Origin of the sequence: Cedecea neteri NBRC 105707 = ATCC 33855 (genome assembly GCF_001571265.1) — a bacterium.
GTDB classification, from domain to species: Bacteria; Pseudomonadota; Gammaproteobacteria; order Enterobacterales; family Enterobacteriaceae; genus Cedecea; species Cedecea neteri.
Genome location: NZ_BCTL01000046.1, coordinates 36,616 through 50,805 on the forward strand (window position 1 = coordinate 36,616; position 14,190 = coordinate 50,805).

A 14,190-nucleotide genomic window follows, 5' to 3' on the forward strand; every position below is an offset into this window, starting at 1 on the left:
GAGAGTTTAAACGTTTTTGCGCTCGATGGTTTGTTCGCCCCAGAAGAGCGAGTCCTTATCCGTTTTAGCAAAGGCGAGCGGTAAAACCTCATCGCTCCCTTCTTCCCAAATTTTTTCGGCCAGCTTTTCGTCGTATTTCGCCAGCTCAAAAATGGCTTCTGCAATTTCTGGTGAGGTGTTGCGTAGACTTGCCCATTCGCCAACGTGATGGGCTTTTGCTTGCGATGTGGTCATCACTCCTCCGTTAACCTTTCAGTTTAACTGCCAGGCCCGCGACGTGCTCTCCCTGGTAACGGGCGATTGCCAACTCTTCCTGACTTGGCTGGCGTGAACCGTCGCCGCCGGCAATGGTTGTTGCGCCGTAAGGCGTGCCTCCGCGAACTTGAGAAACATCAAACAACTCCTGCGCCGCATAGCCGATAGGGACAATCACCATTCCGTGGTGGGCGAGCGTGGTCCAGGTGGAGGTGATGGTCTGCTCCTGGCCGCCGCCGGTGCCGGTAGAGCTAAATACGCTGCCCAGTTTGCCGTAAAGCGCGCCGGAAGCCCAAAGGCCGCCCGTCTGATCGAGGAAAGTACGCATTTGTCCGGCCATATTGCCGAAGCGGGTAGGAGTCCCAAAGATGATTGCGTCGTAATCGGCCAGTTCCTGCGGCGTGGCGACCGGCGCAGTGTGGGTTTTGCCGCCGGCTTTAGCAAAGGCTTCCGGGGCCATGGTTTCGGGCACGCGCTTTATCGTCACTTCCGCCCCATCGACCTTTTGTGCACCTTCTGCCACGGCCTTAGCCATGGTTTCGATGTGTCCATACATTGAATAATAAAGCACCAGTACTTTAGCCATCTTGCTTCACTCCTCAGTTGAACTGCAGTTTTGCTGCACTCCTTTAAAGATATGATCTGTGGCGCAGAGTGCAAACCTGAGTGTCCTTTCCTTGATACATCACAAGCGCAGGCGAAAATTTGACCCTGTAGCATTAGCTAACATTTTACTGGCTGTTTTTTGACCATGCATAAGAGCGACTTATGACGCCACGTTTGAAGGATAAAAGGAGAAGCTCACCGGCATGTTTCTGGATATGTCTGAATAGAAGCCAGAGTGTGCGGGTGCACTAAGCTTAGACCCACGCGGTAACGTTGACGGCAAGCTCGTCTGGCCGCGCAATAAAAGACTTCTCTTTTATTGAATGCAAGATGATGTCCTAAATCCGGAGGTTAGAAATGGCAAACCATCGTGGTGGTGCAGGTAATTTCGCTGAAGACCGAGAAAGAGCATCAGAAGCAGGCCGTAAAGGTGGCCAGCACAGCGGCGGTAATTTCAAAAACGATCCGCAGCGCGCCTCAGAAGCTGGTCAAAAAGGGGGTAAAAACAGCCACGGCAGCAAGAATAAATAGCCGTGGCTTTGTGAAGCGCACGGCGAATTAACGCTTGCGCCGAAAGCCCCCCAACCGCCGGTTTATCCGGCGGTTTTTTTATCCTCAAAATGCGAAGCCTGAATTTCTTAATTTTATTATTTTGTTTTAATTTAAATAATTAGGTGGCTGTTGTGATTCATGAATGCACTCGATGTGTTTACACTTGCCGTCAATTAATACTGGAAACTATAAGGAATTAGGAAAATGGCGATACCGGGTAATATGTGGCTATACGACGACGGCGGTGCGCTGATTAAAGGTGGCTGCGATGTAGAGAACAGGGAGTTCAGTATCGTTAATCGCAATCGTTGATTATTACTATCCAGCTTGCAGCAAAACGAACGCGTGACAAATACAACCTGATTGCACGACCGAAAGATCGTATACGGTGGACTTCATTCTGATGGACAAGATTGCAACTAATGTTCTGGATATGTTCAACGATGAAATCTCACGTGATCTGGACGATAACGGGAAAGAAATTCTACTTGGACTCGACTCTGATTTGTTTGAAGCTCCGGGTGATGATCTCCACGATGCCCTGAACCGTTACGAGAGGGAATTCAATGTTGATTTATCGTCTGTTAACTGGGCTTTATATTTTCATGGCAAAACACTCCGCTGCTAAGCCGATGGTTTAAGGCCAAAAGGGAAGAGGTGGAGTCTACTCGCTTACCGCTGACGGTTAGAATGTTTGCAGAATCAGCCCAGGCAGGTAAGTGGCTGTTTGACTAAAACATTACCCTCATAGGTTACGCTCGTGGCTATTCACTCAGGGAGTGGGTTAGAGATCAATGGATATGGAACAGCGCAAGTTATGGTGACCGATAATGATGTGATCGCCTGGTACAATGAGCGTTTTAATAAACCGGGATTGTTTTCCGGTAAACGCTGGCCTGTTACGATTGATACCAGTTTGACCACAGGACGCTATTCTTGGGTCTGGGAAACTGGCGAGGAAATCCTCGATGAGTATTTCAAGACTTTCAATGTTGACCCGGCTGATTTTGACTTCCTGAAATACTGGCCTGACGAAGAATCCTTTCTGTGTGCGCTGTTCAGTTGTGGAGGTGATGATGAGGAACCCAAACCCTTAACACTTCGTATGCTTGCAGAATCAGCCCGGGCAGGTAAATGGCTATTCGACTAAGCAAAGCCGCCTTTAAAGGCGGTATTCTATTTTCCCATTGCAACAAAATGTGACTGGAAGCACTATAGACCCTCGACTTTCACCCTGATGTTTCCGGTCTCCCTCATGTCTGCGCCATTAAGCCGTTATAAATTCTCCGTTAAGCCGCAGGAAGCGCTGCTTATCCTCATTACGATGTTCTGGGGCGGTACGTTCCTGGCCGTGCAGTACGCCATGACGATGAGTGACCCGTTCTTCTTCGTTGGCCTGCGCTTTGCGACCGCCGCCGTGGCCGTGGGGCTGCTGTCGCTGAAATCGCTGCGTGGATTAACCTGGCTTGAAATCAAGGCGGGGGTAATGATTGGCGTGGCTATCGCCATCGGCTACAGCATGCAGACCTGGGGGCTGCAAACCATCCCCAGCAGTAAATCCGCCTTTATTACCGCGATGTACGTTCCCGTTGTGCCGCTTTTGCAGTGGATCTGCCTTGGCCGTATGCCGGGCCTGATGTCCTGGATAGGGGTGATTCTGGCATTTGTTGGTCTTATTTTTCTTGCCGGGCCGGAAGGCACCAGCCTGTCACTGGGCGCAGGGGAAATCATCACGCTCATCGGCGCGGTGGCGATTGCCGCTGAGATAATCCTGATCAGCGCCTGGGCGGGAAAAGTGGACATCAAGCGCGTCACTGTGGTGCAGCTGGCGACGGCTTCGCTGGTGTCGTTTGCGGCGATGGTGCCCGCCGGGGAAAGCGTGCCGCATTTCAGCCCCGGACTGGTGATGATTGCCCTGGGCCTGGGGATTTTCAGCGCCATTATTCAGGTGACGATGAACTGGGCGCAGCGCAGCGTGTCGCCGACCCGCGCGACGGTGATTTATACCGGTGAGCCGGTGTGGGCGGGGATCTTTGGCCGCATGGCGGGGGAGCGGCTTCCCGTACTTGCGCTGCTGGGTGGGGCGTTGATCGTGCTCGGAGTGCTGGTTAGCGAGCTGAAGCTCAAGCGCAAGAAAGCAGCGAACGCGGAGCGCGACTGGCAGGAAGATACCGAAGGCGAGGGTGCCTGAGCTATACTTCGGGCCAGCGTAAAAAAGGAGATCTCGCATGGCCGCCGCAACTGACATAAAAACCCCTGGACGCCGCTCGAAAGCCGTCGCCGCCAAAAAACAGGCCATTCTTGACGCTGCGCTGGCGTTTTTTTCGCAATACGGCATCCACGGCACCAGTCTGGAGCAGGTAGCCGAGCGGGCCGAAGTGTCAAAAACCAACCTGCTTTATTACTACCCTTCCAAAGAAGCGCTCTACATCTCGGTGCTTAAGCAGATCCTGGATATCTGGCTGGCGCCGCTGCGTGCCTTTCGGGAGGATTTGCAGCCGCTGGTGGCGATTGGGGAGTACATTCGGCTCAAGCTGGAGGTTTCGCGCGATTATCCGCAGGCATCTAAGCTGTTCTGCCTGGAAATGCTGCAGGGCGCGCCCCTGCTGAAAGGCGAGCTGACGGGCGACCTTAAAGCGCTGGTTGACGAGAAGTCGGCGATTATTGCGGGGTGGGTAGCCAGCGGCAAACTGGCGGCGATAGATCCGCATCATCTGATTTTTATGCTCTGGGCCACGACCCAGCACTATGCGGATTTTGCCAGTCAGGTTGAGGCCGTGACCGGTAATACGCTGCAGGACGAAGATTTCTTCCGCCGCACGGTGGAAAACGTGCAGCGGATGATTATTGAGGGGATTCGGGTGAGGTAATCGCGCTTACTTAGGGGGCAGGACGCAGCTCACGTCGCCCTCTTCGCACTCCAGCGTACCTTTCAGCAGCTCGGTACGTTCCAGCGTTTTATCCGCCAGGCAGTTGGCGCGCACCATAGGGTAAACCGAGCCCTGTTCCGCGCCTGAACTCATAAAATCACAGTCTGCATCGCGGAAGGCAATCCACGCGTTTTGCGCCTTTTTAAGCAGAACTTTTTGCTTGTCGGTTGCCCGGGACATGACTTCTTTATAGGTTTTGTTCAGCCGCTCGTCCTGCTTTTTATACTCTGCGGCATAGCACTGGTTCATATCGGCCTGGTTGGCGGCGGAATCACAGCCATCGGCCATTGCGGCTCCGCTCAGCAGTAGCCCACCAACAAGTAAACATATGCGTTTCATATCGCTGTCCTCAAATAAAAAAAGGGCCCTCAGATGAGAGCCCTCGTATCCTGGCAGACTGTTAACCGATTGTCATCAGGCTGGCGTTGCCGCCTGCGGCTGCGGTGTTCACGCTCAGGGAGCGCTCCACATAAAGACGCTCAAGCAGGATATTGCTTTCGCCACGGGCAAAGCCCTGGACGGAAACAATCGCGCCCGTGCGGGCGGCTACGGCTTCGCAGAGTTTGCGCAACTGGTCGGAGTCGCCGTGGTAAATCACCGCGTCGAACGGCTGTTTCAGCAGCTCCTCCTGCTTCGCAAAATCAATCTGCTGCTGCACGGCTTTCGGCAATTGCTTAGCCAGCTCGCGGTGCAGGCTGTCATCCGCCCACAGTGCACGGGTGCCCACGCTGGTGACCGCCGCAAGCTGCACTAACGCATCGCGTTCGTCGTCGGCAACGCACAGAATGCGTTCACGCGGCAGCAGGGCGTAGGTATTGCGCTCCCCGGTTGGGCCAGGCAGCACGCGCAGCGTCCCGCTTTGCGCCAGTTCGCCAAACTGCTGGCAAACTGCTTGCAGCTCTTCGCGGTTGGTCGCCCACTCGCTCAGCGCCTGATGGGCAACCTGCAGATCGCTCTTCAGGGACGCATCCACCGGAGTTTCCGCATCATGGCGGTTAAAGGTTGTTTGCAGTGCATTTTCCGGACGGCTGGCCAGCAGGCGGTACAGATACAGCGGGCCGCCTGCTTTAGGGCCGGTGCCGGACAGGCCTTCACCGCCGAACGGCTGAACCCCGACCACGGCGCCGACCATATTGCGGTTAACGTACATGTTGCCGACGTGGGCGGAGCCGGTGACCTGGGCAATCGTTTCGTCGATACGGGTATGCACGCCGAGCGTCAGGCCATAACCTGCGGCATTGATCTGCTTGATTAAGGATTCAAGATTGTTGCGGTTGTAGCGCACTACGTGCAGTACAGGACCGAACACCTCTTTCTTCATCTCGTCGAAGCTTTCCAGTTCGATAAGGGTTGGAGCCACAAAGGTGCCGGACTGCCATTCGCGCGCGTCCAGGCTGTTTTCACGCACGGCCTGGAAGACGGTACGGCCTTTGGCGCGCATCGCCTGGATGTGCTTCTCAATATTTTGCTGTGCTTCGGCGTCAATCACCGGCCCGATGTCGGTAGTCAGGCGGCCTGGGTTACCCATGCGGCATTCCGCCATCGCGCCACGGAGCATTTGCAGCGTGTGGTCAGCCACGTCTTCCTGCAGGCAGAGTACGCGCAGGGCGGAGCAGCGCTGGCCTGCGCTGTCGAACGCAGAGGAGACCACGTCCACCACAACCTGCTCGGTCAGCGCGGAGGAGTCAACGATCATCGCGTTGAGGCCGCCGGTTTCCGCAATCAGCGGCGTTGGGCGCCCTTGCGGATCCAGTCGGTCGGCGATGTTGCGCTGCAGCAGGGAAGCTACTTCGGTTGAGCCGGTGAACATCACGCCGCGCACGCGCGGGTCGCCCGTCAGCTGCGCGCCGACGGTTTCACCGCGGCCAGGCAACAGCTGCAGCACGCCCGCAGGCACGCCAGCTTCCAGCAGGATCGCCACGCCCTGGGCGGCAATCAGCGGCGTTTGTTCCGCAGGTTTCGCCAGCACGCTGTTACCGGCGGCAAGCGCGGCGGCAATCTGGCCGGTAAAGATAGCCAGCGGGAAGTTCCACGGGCTGATACACACGACGGGGCCAAGAGGGCGGTGAGTTTCATTGTCGAAGTCGTCACGTACCTGGCCTGCGTAATAGTGCAGGAAGTCCACCGCCTCGCGAACTTCGGCGATGGCGTTGCTGAAGGTTTTACCCGCTTCGCGGACCAGGATGCCGATCAGCTGCTGCATACGGCTTTCCATCATCACGGCGGCACGCTCAAGAATAGCGGCACGTTCCTGCGGCGGGGTGGCAAACCAGATCGGCGCGTGGTTGACGGCGTTCTCAAGGGCGAGGGAAACTTCTTCGCTCGTTGCTTCGCGGGTGTAGCCCACAACGTCCGTTGGTTCAGCCGGGTTTTTCACCGGCGTTAATTCGCCTTCAACAACCGGCTGCTCCAGTACAGGTATGGCCTGCCACTTCTGCGCGGCGCTGTTCAGCAGGGCGGAAGAAAGCGATGCCAGGCGGTGTTCGTTCGCCAAATCCAGGCCGCTGGAGTTGCTGCGTTCTGTACCGTACAGCTCTTTCGGCAGGGCGATTTTAGGATGAGGTAACCCAGGCTGGCCTTCTTTAACGGCCATAGCTTCAACCGCGCTGACCGGGTCGGCAACCAGCTCGTCCAGCGGCAGGGTTGCGTCGGCGATGCGGTTGACGAAGGAGGTGTTGGCGCCGTTTTCCAGCAGGCGACGCACCAGGTACGCCAGCAGCGTTTCGTGGGTGCCGACCGGGGCGTAGATGCGGCAAGGGCGGTTCAGCTTGCCGTCGGCCACTTTCCCGACCACCTGCTCATAAAGCGGTTCGCCCATACCGTGCAGGCACTGGAATTCGTACTGGCCAGGATAATAGTTCTGGCCAGCAAGGTTATAAATCGCTGCCAGCGTGTGGGCGTTGTGGGTCGCAAACTGCGGGTAGATAAGGTTTGGCACTGCCAGCAGCTTTTTGGCGCACGCGAGGTAGGAGATGTCGGTGTACACCTTGCGGGTATAAACCGGGTAACCCTCCAGGCCATCAACCTGAGCGCGTTTAATTTCGCTGTCCCAGTAAGCGCCTTTTACCAGGCGAATCATCAGGCGACGACGGCTGCGGGTGGCCAGGTCGACCAGGTAATCAATCACAAACGGGCAGCGCTTCTGGTAAGCCTGGATAACAAAGCCGATGCCGTTCCAGCCCGCCAGTTCAGGTTCAAAGCACAGTTTTTCCAGCAGATCGAGGGAGATCTCCAGGCGATCGGCTTCTTCGGCGTCAATGTTAATGCCGACGTCATACTGGCGCGCCAGTAGCGTCAGGGATTTCAGGCGTGGGTACAGCTCTTCCATTACGCGGTCGTACTGCGCGCGGCTGTAGCGTGGGTGCAGGGCGGAAAGCTTGATGGAGATGCCCGGGCCTTCATAAATGCCGCGGCCGTTGGAAGCTTTACCGATGGCGTGGATCGCCTGCTGATAAGAGACCATATAGGCCTGAGCGTCGGCGGCGGTCAGCGCGGCTTCGCCCAGCATGTCGTAAGAGTAGCGGAAGCCTTTTTCTTCCAGCTTGCGGGCGTTAGCCAGCGCTTCGGCGATGGTTTCGCCGGTCACGAACTGCTCGCCCATCAGGCGCATGGCCATGTCCACGCCTTTACGCACCAGCGGTTCGCCGCTTTTGCTGATGATGCGATTCAGGGAGCGGGAAAGGCTTGCCTCGTTATGGGTTGAAACCAGGCGGCCGGTAAACAGCAGGCCCCACGTCGCGGCGTTCACGAACAGCGAAGGGCTGCGGCCAATGTGCGAGTGCCAGTTCCCGTTGCTGATTTTGTCGCGGATCAGCGCGTCGCGGGTGGCTTTATCCGGGATACGCAGCAGCGCTTCCGCGAGACACATCAGCGCCACGCCTTCCTGAGAGGAAAGAGAAAACTCCTGCAGCAGGCTCTGAACCATGCCCGCGCGGCCGGAAGCTGTTTTCTGATTACGCAGCTTGTCGGCCAGCTGATAAGCCAGCTTTTGAGTCTGTTCGGCGATGGCCGGGGCCAGGCGAGCCTGCTCAAGGATCATCGGGACTGCGTCGGTTTCAGGGCGGCGCCACGCGGCGGTGATCGCAGCCCGGCTGACGGACTGCGGCAGGATTTGCTCGGCAAAGTCGAGGAACGGCTGCGCCACTTCTTCAGGCTGCGCCGGAGACTCTTCGCTCTCATTGGCCGCACCGGCCAGCAGGGCAGGAAGCTCAGGCAAATCGTCGCTGCTTTCCAGGCGTTCCAGGTAATTAAAGATGGCCTGCTTAATCAGCCAGTGTGGCGTGCGGTCAATACGCGAGGCGGCCTCTTTAATGCGGTCGCGCGTCGCTTCATCCAGTTTTACGCCCATCGTGGTGGTGCCCATACGACAGTCTCCAGGTTAAGGATTATTCGGGGTTGTACTTTGTTAGCCAGCAATATCCATGAAGTTGCAACTTTGTGCAACCTTGTTAAATCGAAGCCGATAATGGGCTCGCAAAAAAGGCGATTTGTTACCAGTAAGATAAGAAAATCGTCTGACAGGGAGGCAGGTGGAACGCTAGATTTATCGATGAAGTTAACACTTTTTAACGGTGCAACCGCGAAAAGTGTGAGCAAGTGCAACCTGGTGAAAAATGCTTACCTAAGGCAGATGCAAACGATGTAAATGCCGTGTTAAATCGTTTGTGAAAAATAAAGGGTTCCGGCAGGATGCATTCCCCATTACATCACGATAACAACACAGCGCCTCGTTCCGGCGCGAAGCAGCCTGGTCAGAGAGAGCAGGCGTAATAGCTATGGAGAAGTCTGAATGACAATAAGCACACCGATGCTGGTGACCTTTCTCGTTTATATCTTTGGCATGATTCTCATCGGTTTTATCGCCTGGCGGTCCACCCGCAGCTTTGACGACTATATTCTTGGCGGCCGCAGCCTCGGGAGCGTGGTTACCGCGCTGTCGGCGGGCGCCTCGGATATGAGCGGCTGGCTGCTAATGGGCCTACCGGGCGCGATTTTCATCTCCGGTATTTCTGAAAGCTGGATTGCCATCGGCCTGACCTTAGGGGCATGGGTTAACTGGAAGCTGGTTGCCGGGCGACTGCGCGTTCACACCGAAGTGAACAACAATGCACTGACGCTGCCGGATTATTTCACCGGGCGTTTTGAAGACTCCAGCCGCCTGCTGCGTATTATCTCCGCGCTGGTGATCCTGCTGTTCTTCACCATTTACTGTGCTTCCGGCATCGTGGCCGGGGCGCGCCTGTTTGAAAGCACCTTTGGCATGAGCTATGAAACGGCGCTGTGGGCCGGGGCGGCAGCGACCATCATCTACACCTTTGTAGGCGGGTTCCTTGCGGTTAGCTGGACGGATACCGTGCAGGCCAGCCTGATGATCTTCGCGCTGATTCTGACGCCAGTGATGGTGATTGCGGCGGTTGGCGGCCTCGATGATTCTCTGCTGGTGATTAAGCAGAAGAGCATCGAAAACGTCGACATGCTGAAAGGACTGAACTTTGTCGCCATCGTTTCCCTGATGGGCTGGGGCCTGGGCTACTTCGGCCAGCCGCATATCCTGGCGCGCTTTATGGCGGCAGACTCACACCACACCATCGTGAACGCACGTCGCATCAGCATGACCTGGATGATTCTTTGCCTGGCGGGTGCCTGCGCGGTGGGCTTCTTCGGGATTGCCTATTTTAATAACAACCCTGAGCAGGCCGGAGCGGTGACGCAGAACGGCGAGCGGGTGTTTATCGAGCTGGCGCAAATTCTGTTTAACCCGTGGATTGCCGGGGTGCTGCTCTCTGCGATTCTGGCAGCGGTAATGTCCACGCTGAGCTGCCAGCTGCTGGTATGTTCCAGCGCGATTACTGAAGATCTGTACAAAGCTTTCCTGCGTAAAGGCGCGAGCCAGAAGGAGCTGGTGTGGGTGGGGCGCATGATGGTACTGGTGGTGGCGCTGGTGGCGATTGCACTTGCCGCTAACCCGGAAAACCGCGTGCTGGGTCTGGTCAGCTACGCCTGGGCTGGATTTGGTGCCGCATTTGGCCCTGTGGTCCTGTTCTCTGTGATGTGGTCACGTATGACCCGCAACGGGGCGCTGGTGGGGATGATTGTTGGGGCTGCCACCGTGCTTATCTGGAAGCAGTTTGGCTGGCTTGGGCTGTACGAGATCATACCTGGCTTCGTGTTCGGGAGCCTGGCAATTGTGGTGGTAAGCCTGATGGGCAAAGCGCCGTCGGCCTCCATGCAGAAGCGTTTTGCCGAAGCGGATGCGGTTTATCACACTCCGCCTCCGGGCAAATTGCAGACCGACTAAAAGTATAACTTTTTGAAGGGCCGGATAATCCGGCCCTTTTTACATCTGGTCATAAATATGTCATCCCGGTCTCTTGTTTTTCTTATCAGCGCTAATGATAATCACAATCGTTATGGTTTACTTTTCTTTACGTCAATTGACTTGTATTCACATCTGAGGTGTCAGGCATGTTTGTTCCGTTTCTCATCATGTTACGCGAAGGGCTGGAGGCGGCGCTCATCGTCAGCCTGATTGCCAGCTACCTGAAGCGTACCCAGCGCGGCCAGTGGATAGCCGTGATGTGGATTGGCGTCTTCGCCGCCGCCGCGCTTTGCCTTGGCCTCGGTATCTTCATCAATGAAACCACCGGCGAGTTCCCGCAGAAAGAGCAGGAGCTGTTTGAGGGGATTGTGGCGGTGATTGCCGTATTTATCCTCACCTGGATGGTGTTCTGGATGCGTAAAGTGTCCCGCAACGTCAAAGTGCAGCTGGAGCAGGCGGTTGATAACGCGCTGCACAGCAAAGGCAACCACGGCTGGGCGCTGATCATGATGGTCTTTTTCGCCGTGGCGCGCGAAGGCCTGGAGTCAGTGTTCTTCCTGCTGGCGGCTTTCCAGCAGGACGTCGGCATTTGGCCACCGCTGGGCGCGATGCTTGGCCTGGCTACCGCGGTAGTGCTTGGGTTCCTGATTTATTGGGGCGGTATTCGTCTCAACCTTGGCGCATTCTTTAAATGGACCAGCCTGTTTATTCTGCTGGTGGCCGCCGGACTTGCCGCCGGTGCCGTCCGTGCATTCCACGAAGCCGGGCTGTGGAACCACTTCCAGGATATCGCATTCGATATGAGCAACACGCTCTCCACCCACTCGCTGACCGGCACGCTGCTGGAAGGGATTTTTGGCTACCAGGAAACCCCAACCGTGAGCGAAGTGGCGATGTATTTCATCTATCTGATTCCGGCGCTGGTGCTGTTCTTTATGCCGCCGCGCGTGAACCACCAGGCGACCAATACGGCTCGTTAATTGATTTCCGGCGGGCTGACCCGCCGTTTAGTGATAACTACTCATTGCTTAATAGGGATAGGTCATGACCAAACATTTTCGTCTGAAGGCACTGCACGTTGCGCTGCTCGCGCTTGTCTCTTCCTCGTTTGCCGCACAGGCGGCGGATATTCCCCAGGTAAAAGTCACCGTCACCGATAAACAGTGTGAGCCGATGAGCGTCACCGTGAATGCCGGGAAGACCCAGTTCATCATCCAGAACAACAGCCAGAAAGCGCTGGAATGGGAGATCCTGAAAGGGGTGATGGTGGTGGAAGAGCGTGAGAACATCGCGCCGGGCTTCTCCCAGAAGCTGACCGCCAACCTGCAGCCGGGTGAATACGACATGACCTGCGGCCTGCTGACCAACCCGAAAGGCAAGCTGGTGGTGAAAGCTTCCGGTAAGCAGGAAGCGCCTAAAACCGATCTGCTGGCGCTGACCGGCCCAATCACCGAATACAAAGCCTATGTGACCGCCGAAGTCGCCGAGCTCGTTAAAGGCACCAAAGCCTTTACCGACGCGGTGAAAGCCGGTGATTTAGAGAAAGCCAAAGCCCTGTATGCGTCAACCCGCCAGCATTACGAGCGTATTGAACCGATTGCCGAGCTGTTCTCTGACCTCGACAGCAGCATCGATGCCCGTGAAGACGACTTCGAGAAAAAAGCGGACGACCCGAAATTCACCGGCTTCCACCGTCTGGAGAAAATCCTCTTTGGCGATAACACCACCAAAGACGCCGCGCAGTTTGCCGACAAGCTGAACGCCGACGTGCTGGATCTGCAGACCCGAGTTTCCGAGCTGGCCTTCCCGCCGAGCAAAGTGGTTGGCGGCGCTGCCGGTCTGATAGAAGAAGTTGCGGCCACCAAAATCAGTGGGGAAGAAGATCGCTACAGCCACACTGACCTGTGGGACTTCCAGGCGAACGTTGACGGCGCGCAGAAAATCGTTGACCTGCTGCGTCCTCAGCTGACCAAAGAGAACCCGGCACTGCTGGCGAAAATAGACGCCAACTTCAAGAAAGTTGACGCCATTCTGGCGAAATACCGTACCAAAGATGGGTTTGAAACCTACGACAAGCTGACGGATAACGATCGCAAAGCGCTGAAAGGGCCAATCACCACGCTTGCGGAAGACCTGTCCCAGCTGCGTGGCGTGATGGGTCTGGACTGAGCATCATGAGTGATAAGGACAACACCGGCGCGCACCAACCGGCGCGCCGCCAGCTTCTGAAAACACTGGGCGCCCTTGGGGGCGCTTTTGCCGTGGGCGGCGGTTGCCCGATGGCGGCTCACGCGGCAAACTCTGCTTCTTCCCCCGGCACGCTGCCGCCGGACGGTCGCCTGGAAAACCAGCCGCTGTACGGTGAGCACCAGGCCGGTATTCTGACGCCTCAGCAGGCCGCCATGATGCTGGTGGCGTTTGACGTGCTGGCCAGCGACAAAGCCGAGCTTGAGCGCCTGTTTCGCCTGTTGACCGCCCGTTTTGACTTCCTGACCAGCGGTGGCCCGGCACCGGATACGCCAAATCCACGGCTGCCGCCGATGGACTCAGGCATTCTTGGGGCAGAAATCTACCCGGATAACCTGACGATCACGGTTTCCGTCGGCAGTTCGCTGTTTGATGAGCGTTTTGGCCTGCAAAAACAGATGCCGAAAAAGCTACAGCCAATGACCCGCTTCCCGAACGATTCGCTGGATGCTGGGCTGTGCCACGGCGATCTGCTGCTGCAGATTTGTGCCAACACCAACGACACGGTGATCCACGCGCTGCGCGACATCATCAAGCACACGCCCGATCTCCTCAGCGTGCGCTGGAGGAGGGAAGGGTTTATCTCCAACCATGCGGCACGTAGCCGCGGCAAAGAGACGCCGATTAACCTGCTTGGCTTCAAAGACGGCACGGCCAACCCGGACAGCCATGATAAGCCACTGATGGATGACGTGGTGTGGGTGACGAAGCAGCAGCAGGAGCCTGCCTGGGCTACCGGCGGCAGCTATCAGGCGGTGCGCATTATTCAGTTCCACGTTGAGTCCTGGGACCGCACGCCGCTGAAAGAGCAGCAGACTATCTTCGGGCGTGATAAACACAGCGGCGCGCCGCTGGGCATGAAGAATGAGCATGATGTGCCGGACTATGCCGCCGATCCTGACGGCAATGTGATTGCGCTGGATGCCCATATCCGCCTGGCAAACCCGAGAACCAAAGAGACGCAGTCGGGGCTAATGATGCGCCGGGGCTACAGCTATTCGCTCGGCGCCACCAAATCTGGCCAGCTGGATATGGGGCTGCTGTTCGTGTGTTATCAGCATGACCTCGAGAAAGGGTTCCTGACGGTGCAGGGCAGGCTGAACGGTGAGGCGCTGGAGGAGTACGTGAAGCCGATTGGCGGCGGGTATTTCTTCGCGCTGCCCGGCGTGCCGGATAAGCAGCATTATCTGGGGCAGGGGATGATGGAGGAGTAGTTATTGCTTTGGATCTTTTCTAAGGGAATATCTGTTGCTTACCAATTGTTCCGTTCACTCGTAGATT

At 56.6% G+C, this 14,190-nt stretch carries 12 protein-coding genes and 3 pseudogenes; 11 read left to right on the forward strand and 4 right to left on the reverse strand.

Features of this window, described 5'->3' with window-relative positions:
- Window positions 1–6: 6 nt before the first annotated feature.
- Complete coding sequence (locus tag CNE01S_RS18660; protein ID WP_008455653.1) at window positions 7–234, reverse strand: YccJ family protein; 228 nt, start codon at window positions 232–234, stop codon at window positions 7–9.
- Window positions 235–244: 10 nt separating this feature from the next.
- Window positions 245–841, reverse strand: coding sequence for an NAD(P)H:quinone oxidoreductase (gene wrbA, locus CNE01S_RS18665; protein WP_061277738.1), 597 nt, complete (start codon window positions 839–841; stop codon window positions 245–247).
- 377 nt (window positions 842–1,218) lie between these two features.
- Here wrbA and CNE01S_RS18670 point away from each other — a divergent pair, with 377 nt between their 5' ends.
- From CNE01S_RS18670 to rutR, 7 genes and pseudogenes are all read left to right on the forward strand, one after another.
- Window positions 1,219–1,392, forward strand: coding sequence for a con-10 family general stress protein (locus CNE01S_RS18670; RefSeq protein WP_061277739.1), 174 nt, complete (start codon window positions 1,219–1,221; stop codon window positions 1,390–1,392).
- A 225-nt stretch (window positions 1,393–1,617) separates the two neighbouring features.
- Window positions 1,618–1,707 (forward strand): annotated as a pseudogene (locus CNE01S_RS24655) (type VI secretion system tube protein Hcp); the annotation flags it as partial.
- A 41-nt stretch (window positions 1,708–1,748) separates the two neighbouring features.
- Window positions 1,749–1,817, forward strand: a pseudogene (locus CNE01S_RS25845) (STM2901 family protein); the annotation flags it as partial.
- Window positions 1,817–2,148, forward strand: a pseudogene (locus tag CNE01S_RS18675) (DUF1493 family protein). The pseudogenes CNE01S_RS25845 and CNE01S_RS18675, both read left to right, overlap by 1 nt.
- 82 nt (window positions 2,149–2,230) lie before the next feature.
- The gene (locus CNE01S_RS18680) at window positions 2,231–2,563 is read left to right on the forward strand and encodes a DUF1493 family protein (protein ID WP_061277740.1); all 333 of its coding nucleotides are present in this window, start codon (window positions 2,231–2,233) and stop codon (window positions 2,561–2,563) included.
- 105 nt (window positions 2,564–2,668) lie between these two features.
- Window positions 2,669–3,604, forward strand: a complete 936-nt coding sequence (locus CNE01S_RS18685) for a DMT family transporter (RefSeq protein ID WP_061277752.1) — start codon at window positions 2,669–2,671, stop codon at window positions 3,602–3,604.
- A gap of 37 nt (window positions 3,605–3,641) precedes the next feature.
- Window positions 3,642–4,283, forward strand: a complete 642-nt coding sequence (gene rutR / locus CNE01S_RS18690; protein ID WP_061277741.1) for an HTH-type transcriptional regulator RutR — start codon at window positions 3,642–3,644, stop codon at window positions 4,281–4,283.
- Window positions 4,284–4,289: 6 nt separating this feature from the next.
- Here the strand turns inward: rutR and CNE01S_RS18695 are convergent, their stop codons facing one another.
- Both CNE01S_RS18695 and putA read right to left on the reverse strand, forming a co-directional pair.
- On the reverse strand, window positions 4,290–4,682 hold the full coding sequence (locus CNE01S_RS18695) for a lysozyme inhibitor LprI family protein (RefSeq protein ID WP_061277742.1): 393 nt from the start codon (window positions 4,680–4,682) through the stop codon (window positions 4,290–4,292).
- Window positions 4,683–4,743: 61 nt separating this feature from the next.
- Window positions 4,744–8,706 (reverse strand): trifunctional transcriptional regulator/proline dehydrogenase/L-glutamate gamma-semialdehyde dehydrogenase, encoded by a 3,963-nt coding sequence (gene putA / locus CNE01S_RS18700; RefSeq protein ID WP_061277743.1) that lies wholly within the window; start codon window positions 8,704–8,706, stop codon window positions 4,744–4,746.
- A 426-nt stretch (window positions 8,707–9,132) separates the two neighbouring features.
- Between putA and putP the strand changes: the two genes are divergently transcribed.
- The 4 genes from putP (at window position 9,133) to efeB (ending at window position 14,123) form a co-directional block, all read left to right on the forward strand.
- Window positions 9,133–10,641 (forward strand): sodium/proline symporter PutP, encoded by a 1,509-nt coding sequence (putP, locus tag CNE01S_RS18705; RefSeq protein WP_038473827.1) that lies wholly within the window; start codon window positions 9,133–9,135, stop codon window positions 10,639–10,641.
- Between the two features lie 167 nt (window positions 10,642–10,808).
- Window positions 10,809–11,642, forward strand: coding sequence for an iron uptake transporter permease EfeU (gene efeU, locus CNE01S_RS18710; RefSeq protein ID WP_061277744.1), 834 nt, complete (start codon window positions 10,809–10,811; stop codon window positions 11,640–11,642).
- Between the two features lie 64 nt (window positions 11,643–11,706).
- A complete protein-coding gene (efeO, locus tag CNE01S_RS18715) occupies window positions 11,707–12,831 on the forward strand; it encodes an iron uptake system protein EfeO (protein WP_061277745.1) in 1,125 nt (374 codons plus the stop codon).
- Window positions 12,832–12,836: 5 nt separating this feature from the next.
- Complete coding sequence (gene efeB, locus CNE01S_RS18720) at window positions 12,837–14,123, forward strand: iron uptake transporter deferrochelatase/peroxidase subunit (protein WP_061277746.1); 1,287 nt, start codon at window positions 12,837–12,839, stop codon at window positions 14,121–14,123.
- The last annotated feature ends 67 nt before the right edge of the window (window positions 14,124–14,190 follow it).

What these genes read in the sequence shown, in the direction of transcription:
- CNE01S_RS18680 (WP_061277740.1), top strand. Translation starts at nt 2,231, where the DNA reads ATGGTGACCGATAATGATGTGATCGCCTGGTACAATGAGCGTTTTAAT.
- CNE01S_RS18660 (WP_008455653.1), bottom strand. Translation starts at nt 234, where the DNA reads ATGACCACATCGCAAGCAAAAGCCCATCACGTTGGCGAATGGGCAAGT.
- efeO (WP_061277745.1), top strand. Translation starts at nt 11,707, where the DNA reads ATGACCAAACATTTTCGTCTGAAGGCACTGCACGTTGCGCTGCTCGCG.
- CNE01S_RS18685 (WP_061277752.1), top strand. Translation starts at nt 2,669, where the DNA reads ATGTCTGCGCCATTAAGCCGTTATAAATTCTCCGTTAAGCCGCAGGAA.
- efeB (WP_061277746.1), top strand. Translation starts at nt 12,837, where the DNA reads ATGAGTGATAAGGACAACACCGGCGCGCACCAACCGGCGCGCCGCCAG.
- putP (WP_038473827.1), top strand. Translation starts at nt 9,133, where the DNA reads ATGACAATAAGCACACCGATGCTGGTGACCTTTCTCGTTTATATCTTT.
- efeU (WP_061277744.1), top strand. Translation starts at nt 10,809, where the DNA reads ATGTTTGTTCCGTTTCTCATCATGTTACGCGAAGGGCTGGAGGCGGCG.
- rutR (WP_061277741.1), top strand. Translation starts at nt 3,642, where the DNA reads ATGGCCGCCGCAACTGACATAAAAACCCCTGGACGCCGCTCGAAAGCC.
- CNE01S_RS18695 (WP_061277742.1), bottom strand. Translation starts at nt 4,682, where the DNA reads ATGAAACGCATATGTTTACTTGTTGGTGGGCTACTGCTGAGCGGAGCC.
- putA (WP_061277743.1), bottom strand. Translation starts at nt 8,706, where the DNA reads ATGGGCACCACCACGATGGGCGTAAAACTGGATGAAGCGACGCGCGAC.
- CNE01S_RS18670 (WP_061277739.1), top strand. Translation starts at nt 1,219, where the DNA reads ATGGCAAACCATCGTGGTGGTGCAGGTAATTTCGCTGAAGACCGAGAA.
- wrbA (WP_061277738.1), bottom strand. Translation starts at nt 841, where the DNA reads ATGGCTAAAGTACTGGTGCTTTATTATTCAATGTATGGACACATCGAA.